The organism is Vibrio sp. T9 (assembly GCF_003123985.1).
In the GTDB taxonomy this organism is placed as follows: Bacteria; Pseudomonadota; Gammaproteobacteria; order Enterobacterales; family Vibrionaceae; genus Vibrio; species Vibrio diabolicus.
The window spans coordinates 94,008-120,663 of record NZ_NIGY01000010.1 but is presented as its reverse complement, the minus strand read 5'-3'; the positions used below and the strand labels follow the sequence as shown (position 1 = coordinate 120,663).

27 protein-coding genes and 2 pseudogenes are annotated in these 26,656 nt (G+C 45.4%); 25 read left to right on the top strand and 4 right to left on the bottom strand.

Features of this window, described 5'->3' with window-relative positions:
- Both CBX98_RS20440 and CBX98_RS26620 read right to left on the bottom strand, forming a co-directional pair.
- Positions 1–95: pseudogene (locus tag CBX98_RS20440) on the bottom strand (GNAT family N-acetyltransferase); the annotation flags it as partial.
- Positions 76–241, bottom strand: a pseudogene (locus CBX98_RS26620) (DUF3265 domain-containing protein). The pseudogenes CBX98_RS20440 and CBX98_RS26620, both read right to left, overlap by 20 nt.
- A gap of 41 nt (positions 242–282) precedes the next feature.
- On the opposite strand from CBX98_RS26620, the gene CBX98_RS20430 reads away from it, so the two are divergent.
- Together CBX98_RS20430 and CBX98_RS20425 are read left to right on the top strand one after the other, a co-directional pair.
- Entirely contained in the window at positions 283–528 is a 246-nt protein-coding gene (locus CBX98_RS20430) for a type II toxin-antitoxin system CcdA family antitoxin (protein ID WP_017420672.1), read from the top strand.
- Positions 528–845: a CcdB family protein gene (locus tag CBX98_RS20425; RefSeq protein ID WP_109170161.1), complete on the top strand. Its 318-nt coding sequence runs from the start codon at positions 528–530 to the stop codon at positions 843–845. Before CBX98_RS20430 ends, CBX98_RS20425 begins: the two co-directional genes overlap by 1 nt.
- A gap of 428 nt (positions 846–1,273) precedes the next feature.
- Here the strand turns inward: CBX98_RS20425 and CBX98_RS20420 are convergent, their stop codons facing one another.
- Positions 1,274–1,870 (bottom strand): hypothetical protein, encoded by a 597-nt coding sequence (locus CBX98_RS20420; protein ID WP_109170160.1) that lies wholly within the window; start codon positions 1,868–1,870, stop codon positions 1,274–1,276.
- A gap of 219 nt (positions 1,871–2,089) precedes the next feature.
- On the opposite strand from CBX98_RS20420, the gene CBX98_RS20415 reads away from it, so the two are divergent.
- From CBX98_RS20415 to CBX98_RS20345, 15 genes are all read left to right on the top strand, one after another.
- Positions 2,090–2,629, top strand: a complete 540-nt coding sequence (locus CBX98_RS20415; protein WP_109170159.1) for a hypothetical protein — start codon at positions 2,090–2,092, stop codon at positions 2,627–2,629.
- A gap of 2 nt (positions 2,630–2,631) precedes the next feature.
- Positions 2,632–3,393 carry a hypothetical protein gene (locus CBX98_RS20410; protein WP_109170158.1) on the top strand — a complete coding sequence of 254 codons (762 nt, stop codon included), beginning with the start codon at positions 2,632–2,634 and terminating at the stop codon, positions 3,391–3,393.
- A complete protein-coding gene (locus CBX98_RS20405) occupies positions 3,386–4,363 on the top strand; it encodes a hypothetical protein (protein ID WP_109170157.1) in 978 nt (325 codons plus the stop codon). The genes CBX98_RS20410 and CBX98_RS20405 overlap by 8 nt, the downstream gene beginning before the upstream one ends.
- Positions 4,360–5,130 carry a hypothetical protein gene (locus CBX98_RS20400; protein WP_109170156.1) on the top strand — a complete coding sequence of 257 codons (771 nt, stop codon included), beginning with the start codon at positions 4,360–4,362 and terminating at the stop codon, positions 5,128–5,130. The genes CBX98_RS20405 and CBX98_RS20400 overlap by 4 nt, the downstream gene beginning before the upstream one ends.
- Positions 5,131–5,136: 6 nt before the next feature.
- On the top strand, positions 5,137–5,421 hold the full coding sequence (locus CBX98_RS20395) for a PAAR domain-containing protein (protein ID WP_054579149.1): 285 nt from the start codon (positions 5,137–5,139) through the stop codon (positions 5,419–5,421).
- 9 nt (positions 5,422–5,430) lie between these two features.
- On the top strand, positions 5,431–6,195 hold the full coding sequence (locus tag CBX98_RS20390; RefSeq protein WP_109170155.1) for a hypothetical protein: 765 nt from the start codon (positions 5,431–5,433) through the stop codon (positions 6,193–6,195).
- 231 nt (positions 6,196–6,426) lie between these two features.
- The gene (locus tag CBX98_RS26230) at positions 6,427–6,588 is read left to right on the top strand and encodes a hypothetical protein (RefSeq protein ID WP_155396901.1); all 162 of its coding nucleotides are present in this window, start codon (positions 6,427–6,429) and stop codon (positions 6,586–6,588) included.
- A gap of 233 nt (positions 6,589–6,821) precedes the next feature.
- Positions 6,822–7,373 (top strand): N-acetylmuramoyl-L-alanine amidase, encoded by a 552-nt coding sequence (locus tag CBX98_RS20380; RefSeq protein WP_109170153.1) that lies wholly within the window; start codon positions 6,822–6,824, stop codon positions 7,371–7,373.
- Entirely contained in the window at positions 7,373–7,723 is a 351-nt protein-coding gene (locus CBX98_RS20375) for a hypothetical protein (RefSeq protein WP_109170152.1), read from the top strand. The genes CBX98_RS20380 and CBX98_RS20375 overlap by 1 nt, the downstream gene beginning before the upstream one ends.
- A gap of 282 nt (positions 7,724–8,005) precedes the next feature.
- Entirely contained in the window at positions 8,006–9,655 is a 1,650-nt protein-coding gene (locus CBX98_RS20370; protein WP_109170151.1) for a hypothetical protein, read from the top strand.
- Between the two features lie 46 nt (positions 9,656–9,701).
- Positions 9,702–10,133, top strand: coding sequence for a DNA-directed RNA polymerase subunit alpha C-terminal domain-containing protein (locus CBX98_RS20365; protein WP_109170150.1), 432 nt, complete (start codon positions 9,702–9,704; stop codon positions 10,131–10,133).
- Entirely contained in the window at positions 10,126–11,700 is a 1,575-nt protein-coding gene (locus CBX98_RS20360) for a hypothetical protein (RefSeq protein WP_109170149.1), read from the top strand. Before CBX98_RS20365 ends, CBX98_RS20360 begins: the two co-directional genes overlap by 8 nt.
- A 22-nt stretch (positions 11,701–11,722) precedes the next feature.
- Positions 11,723–12,391, top strand: coding sequence for a hypothetical protein (locus CBX98_RS20355; protein ID WP_024703854.1), 669 nt, complete (start codon positions 11,723–11,725; stop codon positions 12,389–12,391).
- 9 nt (positions 12,392–12,400) lie between these two features.
- Entirely contained in the window at positions 12,401–13,009 is a 609-nt protein-coding gene (locus CBX98_RS20350; protein WP_109170148.1) for a hypothetical protein, read from the top strand.
- 13 nt (positions 13,010–13,022) lie between these two features.
- Entirely contained in the window at positions 13,023–13,520 is a 498-nt protein-coding gene (locus tag CBX98_RS20345; protein ID WP_109170147.1) for a baseplate protein, read from the top strand.
- A gap of 65 nt (positions 13,521–13,585) precedes the next feature.
- Here the strand turns inward: CBX98_RS20345 and CBX98_RS20340 are convergent, their stop codons facing one another.
- Positions 13,586–14,917 carry a Fic family protein gene (locus tag CBX98_RS20340; protein ID WP_109170146.1) on the bottom strand — a complete coding sequence of 444 codons (1,332 nt, stop codon included), beginning with the start codon at positions 14,915–14,917 and terminating at the stop codon, positions 13,586–13,588.
- A gap of 470 nt (positions 14,918–15,387) precedes the next feature.
- Between CBX98_RS20340 and CBX98_RS20335 the strand changes: the two genes are divergently transcribed.
- From CBX98_RS20335 to CBX98_RS20300, 8 genes are all read left to right on the top strand, one after another.
- A complete protein-coding gene (locus tag CBX98_RS20335; RefSeq protein ID WP_109170145.1) occupies positions 15,388–16,287 on the top strand; it encodes an HNH endonuclease signature motif containing protein in 900 nt (299 codons plus the stop codon).
- Between the two features lie 344 nt (positions 16,288–16,631).
- The gene (locus CBX98_RS20330; RefSeq protein ID WP_109170144.1) at positions 16,632–19,934 is read left to right on the top strand and encodes a hypothetical protein; all 3,303 of its coding nucleotides are present in this window, start codon (positions 16,632–16,634) and stop codon (positions 19,932–19,934) included.
- 198 nt (positions 19,935–20,132) lie between these two features.
- A complete protein-coding gene (locus tag CBX98_RS26615; RefSeq protein WP_242446601.1) occupies positions 20,133–20,693 on the top strand; it encodes a hypothetical protein in 561 nt (186 codons plus the stop codon).
- Between the two features lie 11 nt (positions 20,694–20,704).
- Positions 20,705–21,220 (top strand): hypothetical protein, encoded by a 516-nt coding sequence (locus CBX98_RS20320; protein ID WP_109170143.1) that lies wholly within the window; start codon positions 20,705–20,707, stop codon positions 21,218–21,220.
- Positions 21,220–22,032, top strand: coding sequence for a hypothetical protein (locus tag CBX98_RS20315; protein WP_109170142.1), 813 nt, complete (start codon positions 21,220–21,222; stop codon positions 22,030–22,032). Before CBX98_RS20320 ends, CBX98_RS20315 begins: the two co-directional genes overlap by 1 nt.
- Before the next feature lie 128 nt (positions 22,033–22,160).
- Positions 22,161–24,833, top strand: a complete 2,673-nt coding sequence (locus tag CBX98_RS20310; protein WP_109170141.1) for a hypothetical protein — start codon at positions 22,161–22,163, stop codon at positions 24,831–24,833.
- Between the two features lie 3 nt (positions 24,834–24,836).
- A complete protein-coding gene (locus CBX98_RS20305; RefSeq protein WP_109170140.1) occupies positions 24,837–25,184 on the top strand; it encodes a hypothetical protein in 348 nt (115 codons plus the stop codon).
- Positions 25,181–26,578, top strand: coding sequence for a hypothetical protein (locus CBX98_RS20300; RefSeq protein WP_109170139.1), 1,398 nt, complete (start codon positions 25,181–25,183; stop codon positions 26,576–26,578). The genes CBX98_RS20305 and CBX98_RS20300 overlap by 4 nt, the downstream gene beginning before the upstream one ends.
- The last annotated feature ends 78 nt before the right edge of the window (positions 26,579–26,656 follow it).

Here is a 26,656-nt window from a genome sequence, read left to right as displayed (position 1 = left end):
AATTCCTCAAAGCGTGCATTGGTATGTTCAATATAAAAGTTAAAGATGTCGGTAATGCCAGCAACATCTTCAAATTTACCTGTTCGAATTTCCACGAAATGTCCTTTTTCTTCGAGCTTTATAACGCTGCGTTAAGGGGTGAGTGCCGCCTAAACCAACTTTACGCAGACCACTTTCACGACCAAAAATGCCACGCGGCATGAACCCCTCTTAAACGCCTTGTTATATGCTTGTATTGCACCTATAATTCATGCGCACATACAATACGCATAGGTTACTGTCATGAGAAACGCATATAGTACGCAAGCACCAAAGAAAGCTACAAACTTAAGCTTAAATAGTGAGTTACTTGCTGAGGCTAAACGCTTAAATATAAACCTTTCGGCAACAATGGAAAAGGCACTTGAGAAAGAAGTGAGTCAACGCCTGAAAGCTGAATGGTTAGAGCAAAATGCTGATGCCATTAATGCTTGCAACGAGCTAACTGAAAACCACGGACTATTTTCTGATTCTTACCGAGTATTCTAATGCCACAATTTTCGCTATACAAAAACAACGATAAAAGCACTTCAACCGCATACCCATACTTTGTTGACGTTCAAAGTGAATTGCTTGAGACATTGAACACTCGATTAGTTATTCCGCTAACGCCTACTGAGTTGTTAGAGAAAAAAGCGCCCAGTCATCTATGCCCCGTAATCCATATTGATGAAGGTGACTTCGTAATTCTGACTCATCAAATGGCAAGTGTACCAACCAAAATTCTAAGAGAGCCTGTAAATGATCTAAGCACTTTTAGAGACGAGATCATCTCTGCTATCGACTTTCTGATTACTGGCATATAACGCCTTATTAAGAGCTGAGCAACGCATTACCGAATGCCGCCGCATACCATCTTAAACATCAAACGCAACGCAATTGGCTTGTTTATAGCGTTTCTAAAAGAAAGAGTCGCCTCTCAGGCGACTCTTTTCAGTCATATAATGATTACTTATTCGTCATTGTTGTGTTGTAACACTCAACACTAGAGGGTAGAGCCAATATATGACTGTGGTTGTGATAAGAAAATACTTAGGATCTGCTTTAACCCACTTAGAAAGAAAATAGATAATGAACGCAGACAAAACATCAAAAAAATGAGGCTCCCTGAAGTCAAATATGATGTTCACTACAATTAAACTGATTATTATGCAGCCATATAATAATCGTTCTTTCTTTCCCTTTAACAGAGTAAAGCAAAGCACCAAATATGATGCGACTGCAAACGTCCAGATTAAATATGACAACTGCTACACGCTCCACCAGCAGAGACACCCAAAGCGCCACCTGCAACTACTCCAAACTGACCAGCTCCCATCAATGGACCCAATGCTCCACCAAGCGCTCCTGAGAATGCTCCAATAACAATAGGTCTAAGGCCAGCGCTAGGGTTCGAAGCTACAACCCCCATTCCGCCCAAAATTGCTCCACCAACAGCACTAGGAATCCAAACAGCTAAAGGTGCAATCCTTTGATTCACATTTGCTTTTTTACCACCATAATCACGAGCCACAACGATGCCTCGTTCTTCTTTACCAACTACAGCGCCTTTAGAGTTTGCGACTACAAATCTGCCTGTAGTAACTACATACTCATTTGGATAAACAAGGTGAGTAGAATCCTTTAAGCTGACCACTTCAACAGGGTTTGACGATAGATTAACAAACGTGACCTGAGCTTCTTCTGTTTCAATACAGTATGGGCTTTCACTAGGGATTTTATGGTGCTCTTTTGCCTTTACAATATTACAAAGAGGTGGATATGAAGCCATTGCGAGAGTTGGTGTAATAGTGGAAAAGAGGAAGAAAAATATCAAAGTATAAATGCGCATAAATACAGCCCTTGCTACTTAATTGACGTTAATGTAAATGATAATGATTTTTAATCGCGCGCAATTTACTTGAGAGTTCATGAGATGTATATGATGTGCATCACATTTATATGCACCATTTTGGTTATTTAGGGTTAATAGCGTGGAGGTGTATAATTTACGCTCATATCAACCCTATTCCGCCCATCCTTAAAGCGCTGCTCCAATCATGGAGTGGTCATGACATTACAGACTAGCCGAAAGCAAGTGCCAGTCAGTGCAAAGCGCCTTAGTAAACTTGCGCCTAACTGGTCATACGCGAACAACATTCTTAACTTTGGTTGCGGTAAATTTCCCGACCTAACAGAAGAATACCTTACTAACTACCACAAGCAGATCATGACGGTCACTCACTATGACCCGAACTCGAAAGCGAAAGGCGTAGTAAACAATATTGCCGAAATTGACAGCTCAAAACGCCGTTTTTGCGTCATGTTATGCGCGGACGTACTTAACGTGTGCAAAGATCTCGATGCAGCGATCGCAGACATGGCCAAGATTGATTTTGATTGCGCGGTCATTCAAATCTATGAGGGCAACCGATCCGGTAAAGGCCGTAAAACGCGAGACGGCTACCAACGCAATGAGCCAGTATCGGCTTACCTCCCTATCCTAACGAGCAACTTCCACAAGTTCGATGTGACCTTACACCGAAGCGATAAGTGCATCACTATCGTAAAAGGCCGTAAGTATTACGAGCTGGACGATTTGGAGGACTAATCGTGCAACTGAATGAGACGTTCTTTGAAATCCCATGCGATGTAGTGACATTCGATGGCAAGGTGGAACACACAGAGCTAACCGACATCGATCGTGCGGTGGCTGCCTTTTTCCAGAACGTGCTTGATTCCTTAGTTGTGACTGACACTAAACGGCGAGAGAACAGTGAGTTTTCTCGCTTTGTTGGCCGTGATAAGTCGAGAAAGATTTATTACGGCAACTTTACCGATCCAGTGTCATTCCTATCTAAGTTGACAGCCAAACTAGGTGACAAGGTGAAAGCAAACCGTAATGAGCTTTTGCCTGTTTGCTATATCACGCGCGATCCGGTGATTGGATTTGTTGATGGCGCGGAGTACGTCGATATTGCTGATTGTGGCGAACTAACCAATGAGCAAGATCAACCTTATGCCGTGGTTAATAAGTCCTTTGTCGCGCTTACCTACCGCATTAATGCCCTAGCTTGGAACCAGTCTACCCTTAGCCGCCTAGCGCTAGGTTTAATGGTTTGGCTACGTCATACCAAGGGCAAGCGTAAGCACGTATTCAGAGCGAAAACCATGCTCGCTGATACTGAAATGGAAATCAGCATCGAGATACGTGGCCGTAAAGATGCGATGACCGAACCCGCCGAAGTAGACCATGAAAATACTCGCCTGTTTGCTTCCTCAATCTCTTTTGAAGTGATTGCAGAGGTTTATGAGGCCGAGTCGATCACTGTCCGTCAGGGCGCGATTGGTATGGGAGGCCGAGTCATTGAGTAATAAAGAATACTTTCTCGCCCAAAAAGTTGTCACCAACGAAAATGACATACCTATCGAGCACATTCATTCGTTTACCTACATTGAGTGCGCTTCGATGGACGGCAACAAGCTGGTTATGGAAATCATGGATCAGGCTGCCGTTTATCGGGATGACTACGGGATTAAGCGCGGTTCAGAGATAGAGGTCACGATGGCCGATGTGAACGAACGAGGCGATCAGGTTTGGATTGAAAAATTCATTGTGGCCAAGTCCACCAGCGCTGACGGCATGCTAACGGTTCAAGCGTTCCAAAAGGACGCGCACCTACTTAAAGAGCCAGTCACAGCACCTCGATTCTTTGTCGAAATGCAGCCTAGAGACATTCTGGCCGAGCTATTACCCGATCTAAAAATCGAATGTGACAGCTTTGAGCGTGGCGCTACGTACCATTTAAACGCTGGTGGCACTAAGTCTCGCTTAATTCGAACAATGGCCAGAGATTACGGTTCAGCAGCGTTTATCTGCCGTGGTGTTATGCTCTTTAAGTCGCTCAAGAACATGGATATGAGCGAGCAATTCAAGCTGGAACAGTCGAATCCAGAGGAAGCAGAGCACAGCATTGCGAACTACTCCATTATCGGAGAGGAAGCCCTGTTTGAGCGCGTTCTTAACCGTAACTATGCCTCTTGGGATACCGTTGAGGGTTTCCAAGGCGGTAAACGTTCGGGCGCTATGGTTATGGTTAGCGTCCCACAAGCCAAGGCGCTGAATAATCAACACATGGCCATCATCCCTATTTTGGATGTGGAACTTACCGGAAATACTGCCTTTACGCCTCTTTCGGTGTGCTCAGTGCTATTCCATAAACGGCTACCCGCTACCGAGCTGGATGAATCCATGCCAGAGAAACAAATCATGAACCGTGTCGCCCATTGCCAACGTGGGAACCGGTATCAGTGTCGTATCGAGTTAGGAGTGCGAAATCTATGAGTGATTCGTCAGAGAACAGAACACGCACCAACGTCACTAACCGCTTGTTTGGTAGCTATCAGGCCGAAGTGGTAAATACCATCCATCCGAAAGGCTTGTACATGGTATCCGTTCGCTTGCTTGGTTATTGGGATGCAATCCCCGATAAGGATCTCCCCTTTGCTGAGTTTCTACTGCCATTGGGCGCAAAACCGAGTAGCGGCCATGCAGTGCCAGTGGAAAAAGGGGATCTGGTTTGGGTGGATTTTCCTCGTAATGGCGATACCCGTTATCCCCGTATTACCGGATCGCTTTACTACGCGCCTAACTACAAATCGTACCTACCAAGCGAGGTGAACGGCGAAGCCTATCAGCCTAAACGAGCCGAGGGTGAACCAGAGCCACCAGCCTATGATCGCAAAGATGCGCTCTTTGTGCGATTTGGTTTGCGCGAGCTTATCACGCATCAAGGCGGCTACTCAGTCACGCATACCCAAAGCGGCACGGCCATTGAAATTACACCAGATGGCCAATGTGTTATTCACGTCGAGGGCAATGCGTTTCGCAGCTCAACAGGGAACACATTGGAGCAAGTTGGAGGCGCACTAACTATCAAAGTGAAAGGCGATGCGAACATCGAAGCGGGTGGTAATGCGACCGTTAAAGCGTCCGGTAAAGCCAACCTAGAGGGTAATGAAGTGACCATTAAAGCGAGTGGTAACGTCAATATCGATGCTGGTGGCCAGTTCGCTGTTAAGGCTGCCGCAGCACCATTTACATTAGGGTAATGCACTATGCCAGCCGTAGGAATTGTAGGGAGTGTGGATAGTGGTCATGGTGGCTTTAGTCCAGGTGTTTTTGTTTCTGGCCAACCACTACTGACCGTGAATGGAATCAATGTATTAGGTACGGGTGATATATCCGTCATGCACGTAAAACCAGATAACCCGCCGCACGTTGGCGTTATTACTGGTAGTTCAAAACTTACTGTTAATGGCGTTCCGGTCGCCGTGGTAGGCGATGCCCTTGGGTGTGGCGCTACGCTGGTAAACGGTAACGACTTGTTGACGATTGATTGAGGCAATTTGATGTTAGACACACAAGAGCAAATCGAGCAGTTTCGCCAGTTTTTAGACTTAGGCGGCCTCAAGGAAGCGGAGAACCTTACCCGAGGCAAATCCCTTAAGGTGAAGTGTGAAAGCTTGTCAGGAAAACTATCAGGATGCGTGAGCGAGGATATTGAGGACTACCAAGGCGCATCGCAGTTAGTGGCAACGCTTAAGGGTTTGAATGGCTCAGTGAGCGCAACGGTGGCCACGTTAACGCAATGGAATGAGCACCTAGTGTTGATCACCGACCCAACCGACCTCGAACAAGTGTCTATTGGTGTGAACGTCAAACACAAGGTAGATGGCACAGAGGACAATGTACCCGCTCCGAGTATCTTGCCAATTACCAGCAAGGAAGAACTGAAAGCGCTTGAGGCAGTGATCAACGGTCTTTCTGGCCATGTTGATGCGGCCGTGTCCTTAATGGCGCAAATCAATGGCGCGTTAACGCCAGCAGCGCCACCAACGGGCGGTAGTGACTCAGATAGTGGTGCAACCTTGCCGCCGCCAGTCTTACCGCCAGAACTGGCTAACAAGGCCGATGCGCTAAATGAGGTGATGGCTCCCCTTGCTGGTGGCGTGGCCAGCTCAAGCAAGGTGATTCTGGCAATGATCATTGCGTCGAAAGAGGAACGTACCTTAGCGCTGGACTACTTCACTAAAGCGATTTCGTTTACCATTTGTAGCAACCAGACGAAAAAAACGAGCATCAAAGACGCGACAGAGGAGGTATTTAGACTGTAGAATGTTTTTTGTTGCTAATGACTTTCCTATTCGCACTAGAAAAAAGACAAAATGAGTTATTCAGTTTATTTGAACGCATATCAACTATGCGGATTATTGTCGCTTATCATCGTACTAGCGATTAACCTATTTAGAGCTCGAAACGAGCTTAAAGCCACCAAGGCGCGACTATCCTTTGTGATACGCAAAAGCCTCAGTGTCGAGGGGGAATACATGTACGATGGGTGCCGAATGAACGTGATATTTGATGCGGTGCGATACAGCGGAAATCAGTTTTACTTGATGCGTAAAGATCAGGTGATGGCCAGCTTCCACGTAGAACCCTATCGAGTTAACCCTGTTCTTGATTACTTCAAATCAAACAAGATAGAGCCCGTTCAAAACCGACCATAATCCAAGCAAAGCCAGCGTTCGCGCTGGTTTTTTTTCTAAATTGCAGGCAAAAAAAGCCGCGAGGTAAGTGTTCGCGGCGCAAGAAGCTATTACAAAGGCTAAAAATGAAGTTTCAACGTTAGTTGACACCAGCCGATTGGGATGCCGAGCTGGTAAATAAAATATATTTCCTATTCCGAACATAGTCAATACCTAACTGCATATTAGTTAAACTAAGTTTGGGAATTTATAAAATGAAAAAGGTCTGCATTGTTGTTGGACATAGCTTTAAAGATGGCGGCGCTTACAATGAAACATTCGGAATAGATGAGTATAGCTACAATCATCCCCTAGCCAGCTTATTGGCCGCCGAGCTACATAAGCGAGACATTCTTCCAGTGATCATGTATCGAGACACCTACTCACGGATGATCGGTGATGTGAACGATTCAAGCGCTGACTATGCCATCGAGTTACATTGTAACAGCGTGGCAAATAAGGACGTTCAAGGCTCAGAGACATTGCATTGGCATAAGTCAGCCAAGAGCCAAGCACTCGCTCTGCGCCTACAAAAAGCGGTGGCTGAACTTATCGGACAGCGTAATCGTGGTCTTAAGCCTATCTCGAACACTGGTACTGATACTCGCGGTTGGCGTTTCTTGATGAAAACCAAAATGCCAGCCGTGATTTTGGAGCCGTTCTTTTTGTCTAACGATGAGTCGTTGCAAAAGGGATTAGAACTGCGCGAAAAGCTAGCCGTAGCACTGGCAGAAGCGTTCGCAGAACACATTAAAGAGAGCAATTAATGATGGGACTAGCAAAAGTGTTTACAAGCCGCCTATTTAAGAGCGCCACCAGCGAGAAAGTAGGTGGCATTATCCACGAACTAACCGAGTTTAGTGATCGTGTGTTTACCAGTGACGAAGAACGCAAAGAGTTTGCCTACAAACTGGCAGAGCTTGAAGCTGCCAGCTCTAACACATTGGTACGTACTGGACGCGCCGCTATGATGTGGAGCATCGCGCTGGTGGTCGTTTATCAACTCATTGTTCGTGACTTTTTGGCCGTTTTCTATGGTGTTAAGCTTCCAGGCTTAGAGACTGACACACAAGAGCTGCTAAGCAATGTGTTCGGCTTTTTGGCTGGAACCCTATAACAACTAAAAATTTTTTAAATTTTTTTTAGTTGTCCTTTCCTATCCCCTTTTCTCTCAGTAAAAACACACAATCAACGACATAGAAACCCCCTGTCGTTACCATTCCCACAAAAGCGCACAAAAAGACATAAATTCATTATATAACAACAAGTTAAATGCAACTTCACCCCTGTTTTTTTCGCATTAAATCTTAATTACTATCCGAAATTGAGCGAATTTTTACCGCTGTTCTGCGGCTTAACGATTCCGAACACACTCAATTAATAACTAAGGTTTATTTACATGGCAGATAAACGTTCTAACTTCAACAAACGCATTGAGGCGATTCATTTAGGCGCTCAAGCAATGCGTAATCTGTGTATCGAATCCCAATTCGATTCACAAACAGGCATGTTTCTAACTGACGACAATTCTCGTGGCGCGGCTATTTTGTCAGCCATTGCGAATGAGCCTATGTTCGAGTCAGTGTCTCAAGAAACAGCGGTTGGCATCGTATCAGGTATGCAATCTGCGGTACGTGAATACGAAAAGACTTACGGCCACCTACCTAGCGACGAACTAATGGCATCAGCTCACGCAACTATGCGTAACATGATGACATTAGAGGGCGCTAAGCGTGATGGCTCAACAGGCGCAATGATGCTTGAGTCTATCGGTCAGTCTCTATCAACGTCAGAGGGTGTTGAAATCCGCGCGAAAATGGTTGGCCTAGTGCTGCCTGTGCTTTTAGAGACAGCAACACTTGACGCTGTAACGATGATCCCAGCGGGAGCCAACGAAGTTGAGATCTTCAAAGTGTACCGCCGCACTGGCTCAAACTTTGGTGACTTCGCAGCGGGTACTGAAATCGACCAAGCAACGGTTGGCCAATACTCGTCTATGCGTCAGCGTTACAAGTTTGTCGCTGAACAACAACCAGACGGCACTAAGAAAACTCACGTCTTTGACTCTAAGACTGACCTACAACACACCAAGTTTGAAATCCCATTCACGAAGACATCTGTTTCCCTATTTATTAACCATAAACGTGTGGCTCGCGACCTAGACAGCAACGGCAGTCAAATAATGACAGGCACTCACAATGGTATGGTTATTAACTGTCAGATAGACCATGCAAAAGGCAAAGTTACCGTCACTCCAACATCGGCCCTGCCAGCAGAGACCGTTCTGCATATCGAGTTCGAAGTAGACATTGAAAGACGCCCTGACCTTATCCCGACGATCGACCATGATATGGATTCTCGCATACTGCGCCCACGTCAAAACGCAATCGCAGCAGACGCGACGATCCAAGCGATGTTCACAATGCAACGCGAGTTTGGCCAAGATCTGAAATCTCTACAGATGAGTCACATGCGCAACACATTGGCATCGGAAAAAGCGACTCGCCACCTAGTAGATATGGACTTTGCTTGTACGCGCGAAGAAACATTCAATATCTACGTAGCAGCTGGTGAAGATTGGCGTCTACATCGTGAACGTCTAAACGAAGTTCTTCTAAACGTTTCTACGAAGATCCTACAAGCGACTCGCACAACTGGCATGACAGGTATCTTTGCTGGTACTGGCGCGTCAACAATCCTTAAGTCTCTTGGTGCTCCATATTTCGTTGCTCCGGCTAACTACCAACAGAAAAACGCTATCCACTACGCGGGTAAATTGTTCGGTATGTGGAAAGTGTTCGAATGTCCGGTAGTTATCGGTACGAACGACATGCTTTGTTACGGTCGCGGTTCTTCTCACTCAGAAGCGGGTTACGTAGCGGGTGATGCGATCGCAGCAACCATGTACACACATCCAATCGGCAAAGGTCTAGTAGCGTCTAACACGCTATACGAATTGGCCTACGGCGAGATCCATCCATTCGACGGAGAAGACTACTTCTACCGTGTGAGACTTATCGACGAAGCTCCTGTAGCAGAAGCGGCATAAGGCAAGTAAGCGGCAGTCTTACGGGCTGCCGCTCTTGGGGGATTCGATGAAAGAAACGATCGTTTTAATCACCAACCACACACCAAAGGAAATCACGGTGCAGGGTCGCGTTATGCCACCACTGGCCAAAGATTTCCCTCTCTCAGTTTTCAACGTGAACCGCTTCAAACACGAAGTGGAAGCGGCCTATCCAAACGGCCTTGTTTCGGTTCGCCTTGAGCCAACGGATTTAACAGAAGCTCAAAAACAACCAGACACAGCCACCAGCGACAAAGGCACAGCGCTATCAGCACTTGAGCTAAGCGCAAGCGTTGAAAAAGCCCTGATTAACCACGGTGTGACAACGGTTGAGCAACTAACCGAAATGACGAAAGACAACGTGATTGCGGTGAAAGGTATTGCTCAAGCGGGTTTGCAAGAAATTGTAGACCAGCTTGCAGCACAGGATCTAACGCTGAAAGAGACAGAGAATGAGTAAGATTGAATTTTCAATGGATAACGTCTCACAAGTTGCGGTTGCGCCAATTAACGCTGACTCGACAACGAAGCAAGGCACTGGCTCTAACCAGCTAGTGTTTGGCGGTGTGATTGTGTCTCAAAAAGGTAAGCCGTTCGAGGTTATTCCGGTAACTGCGGCTAACTTCCTAGATAAGCTAGGTAAACCTTACCACTCAAGCCTTGGCAAACTGGCTGACGGCATGCGCGTTCTTGATGAAGCATTGCGCGGCGGTAATGGCTATGTGGTTCGTGTCGTACCAAAAACGGCAACCTATCCAGCTATCAAGTTAACCAAACCAGCAGACGAAGTAACGATCACAAATGAAGCGATCAACTACTCGGCTGACCTGTCACTTGAAGATGGCGAATTTTTAGCGATCGCTATCAAAGACGGTGCTCAATCCGATAACCGCTCTATCACGCTTGCGAAAGCAGACGAAGCGACTTACGGCGCCGGCATGTTCACTCTTACCCTAGAGGAAGAACAGGCGGCTGGTGGCTCTGTAGTGCTAGAAGAATGGGTTGTATCCCTAGAGCCTACAGCTGTAGACCAAATGGGTAGCGCTGCGTTTATCGAGACTGTTCTTGAAGAACGTTCGCTGTACCTAACTTGTCGTATCGATGCAGAAGTAGCGAAACGCGAAGTTACTGCAATTGCTCAAACCAAATTCACTGGCGCAACCAACGGCAATATTAGCGACATTACGGCTGAAGATTACCAGAAAGCAGTGAAAGCACTACGCACTACCGTTTACAGCTATAACTACGTTTGTGGTTTGGGCTGCTACGAAACAGCGGTAATCACTGACCTAGCGCAAATCTGTAAAGACAAACGCATTTCTGGCTACTTCGATATTGATCCTCGCCTAACGCACGAAGCGGCATTGGAGTTCAAAAAAGGTCTGAACTTCAACAACCATCGCGCTTCATTCGTGCATATGCCTTACCTAGCTAAGTGTCGTTTCTACGGCAACATGGCGATATGGGGCGGTTCGGGTATCGGCTTTGCAGCTAAAGCGCTTGGTGTTGCTAAAACCTCTCCGGTCGGCGGTTGGCACTACACACCAGCAGGTGTTGAACGTGCTGTTATTCAGCGTAGTGGCCTAAAACCAATCCAAGGTGCTGGCGAGCCTAACTACCAAGAAATGTACAAGGCACGTCTAAACAAACTAGGCACAGACGAAAACGGCAACCTGTTCATTGATGACTCTCTAACGTCATCTGCGGCTGAAAACTACCTACGTTTTGAGCAAGTCGTGTCTATTGCTGACGCTATCTCACGCGACTTCTACGCACTAGGTAATCGCCTAAAACACCAACCTGACGGTGCAACGCTTGAGGGTCTAACTGACGGCATGGCCAGCATCCTAGAGGGCTATGAAGCCGTTGGTGCGCTAGTGACACCTCGTAATCCAAATGAAGACGGCGAAAGCGCTTGGACACTGGAAATCAAGCAAGTCGAAATCGACTACTGGAAGGTCACTTGGTCGTTCTGTCCAACTGGCTCAGCGCGTCGAATCCTTGGTGAACCTGTACTAATCCGTTAATCAACAAAAGAGCAAGAATAGAATGAAATCAATGTTTTCTGAGGGTTCTGTTCTTGCTCGCCCATTTGTGATGCCACAAGTGGCCGAGCAGGAACAAACTGAAACTGCATTTTTTGAGTCTGTAACAGAAGACCAACTTCTTGAGTCAATCAACCGTGCATCAACCATCATGGCTCGCCAAGACGCAGCAGCGGCTTGTGTTCAGTGGGTTAACGGTGGTGACAGCTCAATCGACAACCTAGACGCAATGCTATTTGGCATGGCTGGTGGCGATGATGATGCAGAGCTAACCGATGGCCAAGCAGCACTATACGAATCGCTACAAGAAGCGGCTAGCGAGTTCATTGCTCAAGTTGGCCAGCCAAAAGAGGGCGACATGCTAGAAGCTCTGGAAGATCCAGAAGCAGCAGATCGCATCTTTGAATCCCTAGAGCGTGGTCTAGACAACGTGGACTCGGACGAAGCGATTGCAGAGTTCGCCGTTCGTGAATCCATGATGCTTGAAGCGCTTAAGAAAGTGATCCGTGACGGCAAGGTAACTTACATCAAAACCAATCGCCGTAAGCGCCGTATGAGTGCAGCACAAAAAGCTGCACTTAAGAAAGCGCGCGCGAAAGCTCACAGCTCAGCAGCTAAAGCAGCTCGCAAAAAGTCTAACCGCATGCGCGATTCTCGCGGTATGGACAAGTAAGGGTAAGCAATGGCTGTAATTGTCGGCGTACCTAATGATGATGGCGTGTCTATCCACAATAAATGCGCCATTACACAAGTCATAGGCGGTCAAGAGGTTACGGTCATTGGTTACATGAATGATGAGTGTCAGCTTGCCTTTAGAGCGATATGGGAAGCGCCGTTTGAGGGCGATTCCGTGGGTAACATCAATGCCCTAGATAAAACGTCCTCAGTCGCGCAAACCGTGTCGGATAAGACGAGTAAAACACTATGGAACAGTCAGCAAGTTTGGCAAGGAAACGAACCGCCAGAAATCACAGCAACGCTGAAATTTGTCGCGTTCACCAATGCCAAATCAGAGGTTAATGATCCCATTAAATACCTGGCTCAGATGATCAGTCCCGAGCTCCAAAATACTGTTCCAGTCAGTTCCGATGGCCTTGGTGGCCGTGTTCCAAGTGATGCGAGATTCAAGATTGGCAAAGCGCTCAATCTACCTATGCGTATTAGCGAGGTGAGTTATGACATTAACGCACCTAAGACGCGAGACGGCAATTTCGCTTACAACACGGTAACTATTACCGCCGCTCCTAAGCAAATGATTAATCAGTCACAGATTCCAAACCACTTCCAATAGAATAGGTGTAATTATGGCCGGAGCATTTAACGCAAAAGGCGATATGAATTTCTTAAAACAGAAATTCACTAAGAACGTCCAAGCTGGCGAAAAGATGATGGGTACAGAGTTCGAGATGAAAATCGAAGAATACCCTAATCTTAGCGTTTTGGTGCGTTCTACTCAGTTTCCAGCAATGGGTCGTGCAGACGTAGAAGATTTTGGCCAAATGGGCTTGGGCTACATCCAAAATGGTGCACTTGAGAACAAAGGCGAAATCGCGGTGACGTGCGTAGAAACGATCACAGGTACAGTGCTAGAAATGCTACGTGAGATCGTTCGTGAAAAGAAAATGGTCACTGTCGTTATCGAGTCTACGCCTGAATCAACTAAGGGTAAGGGTTCAACCTCGCATCGATTCCGTTTGGAGCACGTAAAAGTACGTTCAGACGTGATCGACCTATCGACAGAAGATTCAGCAGCGCTTGTTAAGCCAGCTATCACACTGCAATACAACTGGGTAGATTTCTAATCGCCAACCAGTCCTATTCTATTCCCTACAAAAAGGCCGCCAGTTTGGCGGCTTTTTTGATGCTCTTAAGCTTTGGTTAGCCTATCTTTCAAGTCGGCTGGTGCAATGTAGGTGTTCTCGTTGCCATCCTTTGATTTGAACAGCAATTTCAGCTCCACCAGCTTCTCAAGATACTTGCGCGCAGAGGTATGAGACACGTCAAAATCAGACTGAATTTCCTTAACTGAAAAGACACGTCCGGCTGTTTCTAATCCCTTGGCCAGAATCACAATGTGCGGCAGCTTCAACACATCCTTAAGCTTGGAGTCGTCTAGCAGCTCGCGCACCTCTCTCGTATCTTCAATCTTAGATTTGATGTACTCGTTAAAGCGCTCAATCGCCTTAATGATGACCGTTAACTGGTAGTCCACAAAGTGCGTTAAGTCGTTGTCGTCCGTTTCGGTGTAAACGTAGCTTCTAACGTACTTGGTTGACGCGAGTTTAAGTGGCGCAGAGATCGAGACGTACTTAAAGTTCTCATAACCATGCTTAAGGATGAACCAGTAGAAAAGCGCCCTAGCCGTTCTCCCGTTGCCGTCCATGAATGGGTGAATGTAGCCAATCATGAAGTGCAGAATACAAGCCTTAACGATTGGGTTAATAAAATTGGTGTTGGTGGTATGGTCGGTATTGGCGAAGTCACATAGTTGCTCAATGAGCTTCAAAACGTGCTCATGTTCGGGTGCTTCGTGAACAATATCGCCAGTGGCCACGTCTCTAACCATGACCGCATCCGTTCTATATTGGCCAGCAACGTGCTCATTCTCTAACACGCCATCGGTGGCTATTTCATTAAATCCGCTAATCAATTCTGGTGTGAGCTCTACATCCTTAAGATCATCGGCCATCATAATCAAACGCCAGTTATTGATAATCATCCGTTCGGAGTCATCTTTAGGCTCACGTTCCGTTTCAAGCATTTCCTTGGCCACTTTGCGCGTTGTGGCCGCTCCCTCCAATTGAGCGCTGCTAATGGCTTCTTCCATGATCACGCTTTTCACTAGGTGTGCCTTTTTATCTTGAGCAGATAGCGGCAAATCTTCTAGTTTGAGCTGTTTATCGATGCGGAATAGCTTAGCGTCGAGACTGGCGGCACTAAGCTGGAACGGATTGCCCTTTTCATCAACAAGCGAAATGTCGTTAAGGCCACGTCTGATTTTTAGGGCATGCCAAGCGTAGCCCTTTTGGTCGCGTTTAAACTCTTTTGAACGGTACTGAAAGTCATTCCAATGCAAGTAATTGCCGCTGCTATCAAACCCGTACTCAATTGGGTCTAGCTGACCGATTAGTTCTACTACTTTCATGAAATCAGTAGGTTTTGCTGGTGGGATGCTGACTCCCGCTATCTTTTTGCTCATGACGTGAAACTTTTTGAAAATGTTTAATGCATCTAGTATTGCACACAGGAAGTGGGAGTCAATCAATTATCTATCTAGGAGTTACAAGGGGTGTAATGCTTTGCTGAATACTTTCAATAATACAGTTGTCCCCTTAACTTCCATCCCAATCGATCAATATTTTATGCCAGTGACCAACAACTGTCGGTAGACAGTAAAGTTCAAAACCTTTCGAATAGTTGGCTTTTCAGGAAGTCACTCTCAAATTCACTTCGTAACACCTCTAAGTGCCCCAAAACGTGTTGGGGCTGACCTCGGCAACCACGCCTTGTCACCGAAACAAGTGATGAACCAAAGTATGAGCATAGATTTTCTGTTAACTTTGATATGCAAAAAGTAATGCTGGTCAAAAGTTAAGAACTAGCGCCTATTAACCTAATCAAACATTTATATTTACACAAATAAAAACTAACTACTAAGTAAGGTAGATAATGTCACGAAAAAAATTTATGGAATCCTACGGCGCAACTAATCGCAACGCTCGGTATGGCTGGGCCTTTGTGAATCACGAAAAAAAGGAAGTATATTTTGGTGCGTGGGATGTCAATACGAACGGAAACAGAGCGTTGATTTTTTCAATGGCCTGGGAGTTCAATAACGAAGGGCGTAGGGTTAATGCATTTGGCGAAGCTCTTGAGTATATAAAACTAGTAGAAAATGAAGGTTATTCATTAAGAACATTCCCAATAATATGGGATGAAGATAACGACGGTTACGCAGATACAGGCAGCGCCAAGATAAAAGAGTATATTGAAGAAGTCTCTGACATGTCTCTAGATATTGTTGGCGGTGATTACTATGCGGTTGGTAACCATAAAGCAAAGCACTCTAAAATGCCTTTACCCAACGTAGCACAAGACATCGATAGTATATTCGGTACTACTACAAATAAGACTGAGCGCGAAAGCTTAGTACTTTCTCGTGTTGGACAAGGGCAATTTAGACAAAACGTCATCAACGTTTGGGGTAATGGTGAGAGCTGTGCGTTAACCCTTACACCGGTGCGCGAGATATTAATTGCATCTCATATAGTGCCTTGGTCTAAATGCGAAAGTAATGAGCAGAGGCTTGATGGGGCAAATGGTATTCTACTCTGTGCTCATGTTGATAAACTCTTTGACGCGCACCTGCTAACCTTCACAAAGAAGGGCTCGAAGTACATATCTAAGTTATCACCCAACCTTGATACTTCACTGTTAAAAGGTTTGGGTATTCAAAATGGTGAGGAACTTTGTTCTGAAGAGATTAGTGAACAGCATCGTGATCGATTCGAAAAGTACTTGGAAGTGCATAACAACGAGTTCAACTTTAAGCTCTCACAGACTCGCTAAACGATCACTATCTCGACCATTTGGAGTTTCAGCATTCCAATTAAAGTGCCCTACGTGATTAGTCGCGGTGATTGTAATTAGGTGGATTTGTCAGGACATCATCGCACGATACAGATATATTGTTCTAACTAACTCCTGCCCCGAAATGAGTTACGTCTCGCGAAAAGATGCGAGTAGTCAGCTACTTTTTGCAATACATATTTTAGTGGAAAGGCAAGAAGCAATGCCTACCTCCATTACAGGCACTAAACGTTTTGAATATACGCATCTAATTGATTAATCGTCGACATCTAGTAAAGTAGTTGTACCTGAAAATGATCCACCTAATTTCTGGAGAGACTTAAGTGTTTGCTAGGATAGAAAAGCTGTTAAATTCACTTCAGCATCATGTAGATAAAAACATTGATGAAACGCTTTATCAAAACAAGGCGTTTTTATCTAGCGAGTGGAACCTTTTAGAACACAACATATTGCATTGGTCTCAAAGACATAGGTATTACATCTTTCTTCTCTTCGTCTTATCTAGCTTACTCGTTGCCAATTTATTACTCTGGAAAGAAGAGTTAACCCCATTTGCCCTTGAGTATTTCCCTCACTGGAACAAACTCATTGACTGGCAAGGAGCTTTTCTTGCAGGTCAGTTGACCATTATCGGTGTTGTTTACCCCCTTGTCATTGGTTTGATTGGTGTACTTTTTCAGAATAAGTCAGCAAAGAAGACACTATTTCCTATTTATCAGATGTATTCTGGCTTCATGTTTGCTGGATTGAGTGGATTATTTTTGTCTATTTTTATAATTGCAGGCTATTTCCTCAGTGCTAGTATCGAACAGTCAACTTATCTATCGATTTGCATAACTACTGCACTATGGCTTACATTCAACATCTTATTAACAAGCTGGTTTTTTGCGACCACTTTCTTGATGTTGGATGAAACGAAACGTGATAGGTTAATTGTTAGGTTCACTATTCATGAGCTTTGTGAAATGGATATTAGGCAAAGAATTCATGAACTATTATTACTCAACTCCGTTCGGAATAAGATTCTAGTCAACCCTAATGAAGATCTGCTAAAAGTTAGCACTTATAAGTTCTCTGATGAGAAGTACAACGAAATTATAATTCCGTCAACAGATCCAATTCGGATTACAAATGTTTACTACGCAACAATCAACGCGCTAATTCATTACCAAGTTAAGAAGCTAAAGATACTTCGTTGGTTTAATCGGCAGAGCTTTGGAAAGTGGTTAGTTTCAAGAAAAGGTTTTAGCGGGCTTAGCTTTGACTTTAATGCTAAACCAGAGTTCGTACTACAACCTGTATGGACGAAGAAAGGTGAAACTGGTCTAGTAGTTGCCAGATATGTAGACTTCAATTTGGGCTGGATATCTAAGCTACTGATTAAGAATAGCGTTACAACAACGAAAAAAGAAGTTGATTATGACAAAAGCCTGACGTCCATGATGTTAGGTCTTGTTGGTTCAGCTAATGATTCTATCCGTGAAAAGAATATCGGCGAATTCAAAACTGCTTTAGCCAATATCGTAAAGTGGCACACTGAGATAGCTTCTGCTTTAAGTTTCTTAAATGATAACAAGGAAGATGACAATTGGCTATTGCTACCAACGACCAACTTTTTCAGTAGAAGTTATCTCGATGAAATTTTGACAGAGTATTATCGAATAGCTAGATCTGCTGTTGAACTAATTCCTGAAAACATCGAATTTTATGACGAAGTTATTTCCTTACATAAGCGCCTATTTGCTGGGCGAGAAAAGTTGGTTACACGTGAAGGTTTCTCATTGATACAAAGCAGTTACTTTACTTGGTCGTTATTGATGGAGTGGCGCTCTTACAGTTCTTCTTCATCAGATATACGCTTAGCTAATAAATATGAAGATGTGCTTTTTGACTTCGTTGGCTCATGGGAGTCTTGGCTAGATTATATTGAGCCTAGATATCAACGACTTGATAGCCTAACTGATTCACTACCCTTTTATCTCGCTCATTTAGAATTTACAGCTCATACCACAATATCTGCATTAAGGTATGACAATGTTGAGGCGGCTGGTTGGGGGGTTGATATGCTAAACAATTGGTGTGAGACACTTTCAGTGAGAGATTACGGCTATGGGTTCGAAGAATATAGATGGCACTCAGAATTAGTGACCCATAATATATTGCTTAAAGGTTTAGATGACAAGTTGTGGGCTATTATATTAAATGGTCATGAATTTAATTCTCGGTCTGCTTTTTATATTGCATTTGAGAATGCAGCGCTTGACCTTAGAGTTATTACAGCATGTTATATTTTGCTCAAGCCTAACTTAAATGATGATCAAGTAAGAAAATATATTAGAGCATTACTTTCTAACGCTGCGATTCATCCAACTGGTGCAATTGCTCGTGGAACGAAGTCCGTATCTAACGCTAGTGATATAGTTGGGGTGTATATTAGGCATAGAGATTACTCTAATAATGGCTATGGCTCATGGCTTTCAGGAGTTCTTGAGTCTTTTGGGCGAGTTAATGAAAAGAGAAGAGTATCAGGGCGTATCTATTCAGGTTGGGGGCGTAATGATCCTCAAAGTATGAATGCGGCTTACATAGAGATAGCCGTTTCACTTTCAAATAGCGAATGGCAACTGGGACGTCAATGGTTCGATATTGTATTTTCGGATGCATTTCGTCATCAAGATCAACAATCCCTTGTTAGTGACTTACAAGAGTGGCTTAGATTGGTCGACGAAATCAAAGAACCATTCCTTATCTCTAGAGAACAGTTTGATAGTTACCTAGATAATTTTAAAAATTCAGTTCAACGAGTTATAGAGCAAATAAATCAAAGACAGAGTGAATTAGTGGCAGAAGCGGAAATTGATGAAGACCTTCTAACACAATTTGGTTTGATTTGTTCCGAGGGTCTTATAGGCAAAACCCCGAACTTAGAATTCCCAATCAGCTTATTTAACTCAGTTGGTTTTAATGGTGATATTGTTGATGATACCTTATATAAATTAAACATACAGGAGTACAGAAAAGAAAGGGTTGCCAAAGGTATTGATACCAATAGAGCAATCAACGAGAAAGATTGGCTAAAAGAATCAACAAGGTCTAATGTTCAAGCTAACATTTTAAGAGAGATATTACGTTACAAAACATCTGATTCAAAAGTTTATTCCAGTGTCGAAAATAATATTTTTGACATTTTAGATATAGCAAGAACCATTACAAATCCTATTTTGTTTTCAGGAAGCTCAGAGTTAAAAAAGTTGCTTAGAGAAGCTAGGTACAAACCAGAAGTAGCGAATAAATACAATATCTCTTTTATTGATGGCTTCGGAAAAGATTATATATGCAATTTGGGTGGTGTTATTGTATATAATCTTTATTTTTCAGACATCAACTTTAGTTTATTGACTACTAGAGAGTTATTTGAACATATTGAATTCGGCAAGATAATGGATGATCAATTTGTAAAAGTAAGTTACAAGCCATCTCAAAGTGCAAATGTCGGTGAATTATCAATAAATTATTGGATGCAAGTTACTTTAGCAAAAGATCTACCTTGTATTAAAACTGAAATAAAGAACACAGATAAAAGTGATGATAATCAAGTACTATTGAGTAAGGCTACAACACTTTAGGTGGTTTGACGTAATTTTAGTAATCTCTATTTGGTGAGCTAGAGCAAAGAACCTAGCTCACTTTTGTCCAAAAATGAGTTTCGGTCTTTGTTGTCCATCGGCAATAACACAGTTTGAATCGCGCGCCCTATCGCTTTGAGTTAAGATTCACCAAGCCTATCCCCTATCTCAAAATGCGCCGCCACTACCGGAGCGGCCATGACACCGATTGAACTACTCGAAGACGTGAAAGCGAGATTCCCTATCTTGCTCCACGACGACGAAAAGGCGCTGTTAAGCCTACTGCGTAAAGCGCTGGCCAAGTACCAAGAGATTGCCGGATTTACCACTAAAACCCGCATCCAACAAAGCGACTTAGCCGATAGCAATCAGTTTGAATTACCGTCCGACTTTGCTGCAAGGCTGGTGGTCAAAGATGACCGAGGCCGCTATGTGCGTAGCGAGGTTTGGGGCAACGTTCTTGAACTGAAATTAACAGGCGCAGAAACATTCCCACTGACATTGATGTACATGCAAAACGTACTCAATGAGCCGTTTGATTCGTTCCGGCTTCCAACGCCGTGCATTAGCTTGCTTGGCGACTATCTGGAATTGCTGATCACTATCCCGAACGCAGAGCGTCAACGCCGTATTGCCATCGCAGGCAAGCTGGATGTGACCGATATTGCTGCCGAACCTGACCTAGCCGCACGTAAAGCCGAGATTGAAAACTCAATGCGCGCGAACCGTGCCATTGTCCCGCCAGTATCGTTGCTATAAGCGAGGTTGCGATGAATCCATACATGCAGCTCGCCAAACGCGCGACCAATAACTTTATGAATAAGCCGTGGCTACAAGGCTGGCAATGGGCGGTAGAAATCGACTCGCCGGACGCGCCAACGGACTTTGATATTTACGTAAAGGATATTGATTTTGGTGCTGGCTCTATCGATGCAGATTCATTCCAAGTCGGTTCAGGCTCGATTGCGCTGCCTACATACAGCAGCGTTGGTGAAATCACGCTAACGGTTCGTGATGACCAAAACCTGACTATCTCCAAGTGGTTTGAAAATCGAATCAAGAAAGTCAGAAACCAAGACGGCACACTCAACATCCCCAAAGAGTACGTGTTTAAGGTCAACATTTTTAGGCTCAACGAGGACGGCAAAAAGTCACTCTATAAGAGCTATCAAGTCTTTCCTACCAAGATTGGCAACGTGATGTTTTCACGCGAAAACGGCAACCAGATCCAATCATTCCCGCTCATTCTCCAAAAATTTATGTCTGTAGGTAACAAGGTACTGTAATGCACATTCCATCATTTCCACTACCAAGTAACATTTCAGAAGTGATTGAGTTTCGAGTCCCAACCGTGGAAGACGCTCTATTGTTCTGCGACCTCAACGAGTACCAAGAGGAAGCCAACACAACTCGCTATCTGAACCACATGCAAGACACCAGCAAGCGCCCTATGAGTGATAGTGGCCTATGGACTGGTGAAGATCGCCGTGCAGCATTGTGGTGGATTTTTATGTCCACCAGCGAGCTAGGCACCATTCCATTTAGTTATGAGTGCGAGCACTGCAAAGAAACTCACTATCTCGATCTCAATATGGGCGAGCTAATGGAATCGGCCAAGGCGCTCAATGGATTGCCAAAACAAGAGATCACCTTAAGCGTGAAAGGCAAATCATACCTAGCGAACGTGAAACCGCTAACCGGTTACGAGGCGGAGCAACTTGAGAACATTCGTAATGAGCGCGACCAGTACGAACCGGACAGCGCTGAATGGAAGCAACAAGCTAACCGCATGGCGCTCACTGAGCTGGCCTACTGCCTAACGTTCGAAGACCAACCGAAAGACCAAGATGATGCCCTAGTGTGGAAAATCGACCTATTGAAATCGATGTACCTCAACACGGAATTTCGCGTGGCCTTTGCCAAGGTTGAAAAGTGCCTACGCAATGCGCGTCACGGCTTGCTCACTAAGTACGATGAGGGTCGCTATTACCTAGTCGCCACCATAGCGCAATGCCAGAAAGTTATCGAGCAAGGAGGTGAAGCAACTCGAATGTTGCTCTTACCCTTTCGGAATAACGACTTCATTACAACGTTTTGATTACGTTGGTTGGAACGTACTGATTGAGAACTTAACGATCTACGGCGGCCAACCTATCGATGCGGTATTCAAAACACCTCAAACGATGGCCATAAGCCTAGATAAAGCGCTCCAAGACAAGGTGAAAAATGGACAAAAATCAACAAGAGGTCGATCTATCGCTGGTTGTTGATGCAGTGAAGCGATCCAGTGACAGAGAGCTGGCCGTGCTATCTGAGATTAGTCGTAAACTCGATGGCAAGACGCTGCCAACGAACCAGAAAAAGGCTGTCCTTGCAGTAGATACAAAAGGCATCGAAAAGGCGGTGACTAAGGGCGTTTCCAACGCCTCTTTAAACGTCTCTACAATTCCGAGCACTAATCCACAAAAAGGATTAAAACAACAATCAAATGGCGCACATCAATCCAGCTCAACCAAGACCAAGCGAACGGGTGAAATTGAGCTGTCATTTGCGCCTAGTCAACCAGCAGAGATACAAGCAAAGCCGGACGCTAAAGCGGTCGAGCAAAGCAACTCTGTAAGTGGCGTTACGCCGATTGCTGACACACTGAAAAACGAGGACGCGCGCGAGCCTGTAAAGCAAGCGCCTGTTGTCGTGAATGTAGAGTCGCCAGAATCCAATTCTGAGCGTTTAGATACCTCAATCCTTGATGATGTACCAGAGAAGCTAGAAAAGGCCGTCTCTGACGCACTGGCAGAGTTTGAGGGCTATTGGGAAGACGCAAACGGCAAGCTTCGACGCTCCGATGGCCGCTACGCGAGCAAGCAAGAGCAATCGGCTTACAAGAACGCGCAACAAACGGCATTAGAGCGCCAGATTGAAAAGCAAACCGACACGGAAAAGGAAAGCCAGAGCGTTTTTGCCAAGGTGGCCACCAGCCTTAAGCAGTTAGCCATCAATAACGTGAAAGAGTTCCTACAGGAAGAAAACGATGCGACCGATGCAGCTGGCGCTGCGGCTGGTGGTTCGTTCTTCTACTCCGCAAAAGAGCTCTATCACTTAGGCCAAGACGCTAAAGAGGCATTGGATGATGTAAGCGAAAAGGCCACTTCAACCAAGGACAAGCTTAAAGAATCGAAATTAGGCCGACTCTTTACCCGAGGCAAACAAGCGCCAGAGGCAGACAGTCAGGCCGTCACAGCCATAGAGACAGTTAGCCATGAACAACTATCAGCGACAAAAGATTCGTTCGAGACAAGCCATTCAACGCAAATTACGCCTAGTGATCGACCTAACCGTGATGGTGCTAGGGGTAACGATCCTGTCAATCTTGCTAGGGGCGATTCTAGCCGGATAAGCAAGGCCAGTGAGCTAACAAGCACCAAAGATCAGAGCTACCGAGCAAACATGCTTGAAGTACTCCATGAGTCGAGTGCTGATCGTGAACACCAGTTTGATGATGTGCTAGACAAGCTCGATGATCTGATTTCGGCAACCAAAGCAGCGGGGAACGATGGCCAAGGCGGTTTATTTGACTTGGCTGGCGATATGTTTGAACGCCGCAGTGGTCGTAAAGCTGGCGGTAAGCGTGGCCGAGTTAAATCGGTAATGTCGGGGATTGGCAGTAAAGCCTCAAGCGTGGCCAGCAAAGGCGCATCGATGGCGGGTGCCGCTTTTAAGGGCATGTCTAAAGTCGGCTCCGTCGCTGGTAAGGCAATTCCTTTCCTTGCTCCGGCTTTAATGGCCTACGAAGCGTTTAGCGGATTTACAGACCAAGACAAGCAGAAAGAGACGTTCAACCTCAAAGATGGTCAAGAGGCGACAACTGGCCAGAAAAGCTCAATGGCATTGGCGAACGTGCTCGATTTGGGTGGCCTAGTCAGTGGCGGTGCTGGTTTGCTTGGTTCGGCGCTTGGGGCGTTCGGTTTTGATGGCGCTAAGGAAGCATTAACCTTTGATTCTGGCGATATGGCCAAAGGCATTTACAAGCTATTTGGCGGTGAGGTTGAGGACGACAAAGAGGCTAAGGATTCTAAGGCTGAGAAAGCTCAACCGGAGAAAGAAGAACACCTTAAGAGCGCCGAAGCCTACCACACAGCTAAAGTGTCCGGCGACGAGAAAACCATGCGCGAACTTGATGCGAAAAACTCAACTCAAGTGACCTCTCAAGAGGTATCGCAAAAGGCCAGCGAGCAAGACATTAGCTACAAAGAAGCTTACTTAGCTGTAAAAAGAGAAAAACGCATTAGCCAGGACAAACGTGTGCAAGTGGCTAATGAAACGGGCATGGATATGTCCGGTATGGTCGAGCATCCCGAGCTTGGCCAAGTTTACTCGCCAGATAAGAAAGCCGAACAAGTGGCCGCTGTCGATGCGGAGATCAAACGCCGTAAAGAAGCCGAGGCCGTAGCTGCACTAACCAAGGCTGCAAATAACACGCAAACCAACAGCGTGACCACTGCCAGCCATGAATCATCCATCAATACCGAGCTAAGTAACCAGAAAACGGATGCTCAATCCGTGGTGAAAGTGGATACCGAAAACACCTCGAATAAGACGGTTGCGACTCAATCATCCATCCAACGCAATGAGCGAGTTAGCGAGCTGCAAGCACAGGCAGCAATGAAAGACCTCAAAGAGAGCGGTAAGCCTCAAACCGTGGAACTTAGCAAGCATTCACTGGATGCCATTGGGCGCGCGGTTAGCGGCAGTGATAACAACAAACCAACCACTATCTTTGCAGCGCCTAGCGGCAGCTCAAGCAAAGACAAGCCAGCCTCATCCACTAAGGCTAGTGGCTCTATTCCTCTCAACTTTGATGACCGTTCGTTACAGCGTCAAAGCGCTGATATGGAGTGATAAATGAGCCAAGAAATTGATTACTTACTACGGGTCGATATTGACGGTGTAAAGGTGGCCGATGAGAAACACGCGATCGTTGCGCGCGTCTCTGAATGGCTCGATACACCTCAAGGCCAAGTTTGGGGCGCTCCAAAATGGGGCAACAGATTAGGGGCATACAAGCATGAACCACTAAACGAAACCACAGCAGCAGCTATCGAAAACTCAATCCTATTAACCCTCCCAATTGACGTGAAAGACGCGGTGGTTCAAGGCATTGCCGTAGAGCCAAGCGTGAACGGTATCGATGCCTACAAATTGACGATCGTTGTGAACGGTCAAACGTTGGAGAGAGGTATTACGTTTTGAGTAAGTTAGAAGAAGTCAAAAAGACCTTTAACGAGGCGATTGCTGGTTCAAGCTGGTGGTCGCGTCATATTGGTTCGCAATTCGTTGACTACCTTTGCTTATTTGTGGCCAAGATTGTTGAACGCATGGCAGCAATCAGTAGCCGTGCATTGCAAGAATCCTACTTGACGCTAGCCACTAAACGCACCTCCATTTTGGCGGGCGCTGAAACTGAGGGCTATGTAGGGCGAAAAGCAGCACCATCGAAAGGCCGTGCGCTAGTGACCAATACCGGAACAAAGCGCGTAACCTTGCCGAAATACAGCCAATGCGTTGCTGACAATCAATTGCGCTATACGCTAATGGAAGCCATTGATTTGATGCCGCAAGAAAGCGCCGCAGTAGAGGTACAACAGTTCGAAGTGTCCAAAATGACCTACACGGTCGATGAGGGACAGAACTGGTTGGCCGTGGCGTTCCCTCAAGAGCTGACTAAGCGCATTCATAACATCATCGTGCGCGTGAACGGCGAGCAATGGACGCACGTTTTTAAGTTTCGCAATACGGACGGCAAATCCAAAGCCTACATGGAATATTACAAGCCAACCGACCAGCTAGGCGTTCGTTTTGGTAACAACAATAACGGTCGCGCGCCAGCTACGGGCGATGTGATTGAGTTTGAGCTATGGCTGACTAATGGTGTGACTACCCTACTCGATGCGCAGCCTTTAGAGCTTATCGATATGGGTATTCAAAGCGCCTATAAAGACCAGCTCTCAATCAAAACGTCCACCAGCATTATCGGCGGTGCAGAGCCAGAAAACATTGAATCAATCCGAAACAACGCCCTTTACTCGCCAATCTATGACGAGCAGATTGCGTGGGACTCGGATTACATGACCTTTGTTAAGCGTAATGTTTCGGGTGTTACTTGGTTGTCCATTTGGGGCGAAGCAGAGCAGGAAAAACTCACTGGAAAACCTGACGTTCGTAACATCAATACCATTTTCATTTGCGCTTATTCTGCCGATAAGCCCGACGAGATTTTGTATAAGGAAATACAAGATCTATTCGCTGGCCGTGAGGGCTACAACGAACGCTATGAAATGGTGGAACGTAAAGACGAGCCTTTCACTGTAGCGATTACTGGCAAGCTTTATCCAAGCTCAAATCCAGAATGGGCGACAAAGGTACTAGCCGATGCGTTAAATGAGAAATTTGGCAAACAGACAAGTCGCAATGACCGCATTACCAAAAACCAAATTTGGGACGCCATCCAAGAGCTCAACGTAACTTTGGGTATTAAAGAGTTTGAGGTTGATGTCGTTGGGATTCTTGACCGCATCCCTATTGATACTTACCACTATTTAGACGTGAGTGCGTCAACCATTCAACTTAACTTCGATTACTCATAGAAGTTTTCGCATGCGAGAACTTTTTCGCACGGAGCATGAAAAACACGGATGTTTTCGCATGCGAAAACTTTCACACCA